This is a genomic window from bacterium (assembly GCA_029210965.1).
Classification (GTDB): domain Bacteria; phylum BMS3Abin14; class BMS3Abin14; order BMS3Abin14; family BMS3Abin14; genus JALHUC01.
Map to the genome: position 1 here is coordinate 1 of JARGFZ010000095.1, position 1,799 is coordinate 1,799.

A 1,799-nucleotide genomic window follows, 5' to 3' on the forward strand; every position below is an offset into this window, starting at 1 on the left:
AAGCGTCCCCGGTCACCAGGATGATATCGAATTGCTGGAATCCGAGGGTCTTTGCTTCATTCAGGGAGAGGGGCAGGAAGGTGGGTTGTTTGTTCATGCGTGGGTCTCGATATTGTATCTGGATGGTGATTGGGTTTTGAATGATAAAATGATATTTAATGTTGGTCAGAATAAACTATCTGGCGTCATCAGACTCCAGTAACCATTTCCAGATGGGTTTTATACATATATTTTTATCATCCAGTTCTAAAGATCCTTCTTCTTCTAAAGTGAGAATATATCCTTCTTTTAAGTCATATTTCTTCATAGCATCCATTAATCCTGCGATTTCTCGTTGTTTTGTGACCGGATTGTCCAATTTTTGAGATACCTGGATTGCCTGTGTTATTTTTAGATTTTCTTTAATGACAAGATCACATTCATTTTTTTCCAAATGATAATATATCTCATCATATCTTCTTTTAAGCTCAAGGAATACTAAATTTTCAAGTCGTTTTCCTGTATTTTCCGAGAAATTAAAAGAAACAGTTTTTAGAAAACTATTATCTCCCACATATATTTTAGATGAAGACACTTTTTGTTTTTTAATCGAATAATCAAATCTGCCAACCTGGTATACTAAAAATACGTTCTGGAAATAATCAATATAATTTTTAATTGTACTCAGACTTTTAATTCCACATACCTTTTTTAATGTTGAATAGGAATATATTCCGCCAATATTTGAGAACAAAAACAGAATCAGGTCTTTTAATTCCTTAACCTCTCTTACTTTATATCTGTTCAATATATCCTTGTTTAAAATATCTTCAAAATATTGTTTGGACAATTGTATATCATCGTTTTTCAGGATAAGGGGAAAACCTCCATTGTTAAAATACTCTAAAAATGAGGTATATACTTTCGTTTTTTGGGAACTTGTCAGGTGTTCAAGGTTTACGGATTCAATCTCTTTAAGCCTGAGATATTCTTTAAATGAAAAGGGAAATAATTTAATTACTTTATTTCTTCCGGTAAGATATGTAGAAATCTCTGAACTTAACAGATTTGAATTTGAACCGGTAACAAATACCTTGGTTCCTTGTGAATATAGATTGTTTACCCATTTTTCCCAGAATGTTACGTTTTGAACTTCATCCAAAAAGTACACAACATTTTCATGTTCCCCAAATAATTCTAAAACAATGTCCTGTATTTCCGGGAAGTTATCCGGGTTAAAATTAATAAACCTGATATCATCAAAATCGATGAATACTTTGGTACCTTCAACTTTCTGTGATATCAATTTCAAAAGAGAACTTTTTCCACACCTTCTTATTCCTGATATTACGATAATCTCATTGCCATTTAAATAATATTCCAGATTCAGGTCTCTATCGATAAGGTCCTCCTTTTTGCTGAACAGAGCTTGCTGATCAATGATTACTTGGCGAAGTTTATTTTTTTCCATTATAATGAATAAGTCGTATATTTACTTATATAGTTTTCGTTACCATTTAATAAGTACTTATAAAAACATATTAAATAATAAAATATACTCAGCATCTATACATAATATCCCTGAATTGAAGTGTAGAAAAGGTAATAGATAATCCCGCAAGAATTCACCAATAAAAGATAAGAAAATACCGATGATTAAAAGAAATGGTATTTTCTATACTATTTCCTTGTATTTTCTATTACTCAACACCCAATTCTTATTGTCTTTATATCCATTTATTCAGGGGGTATGACCAGTTCATCATAGACAATTATTTGTTGTGGGCCGATTGGCTCACCATACATTTCATAACGTTGGT

Annotated in this window: 1 protein-coding gene; it reads right to left on the minus strand. The window is 31.6% G+C overall.

From position 1 onward, the window contains the following. Positions 1–175: 175 nt before the first annotated feature. Positions 176–1,450: an ATP-binding protein gene (locus P1S59_14390; protein MDF1527416.1), complete on the minus strand. Its 1,275-nt coding sequence runs from the start codon at positions 1,448–1,450 to the stop codon at positions 176–178. Positions 1,451–1,799 lie beyond the last annotated feature (349 nt).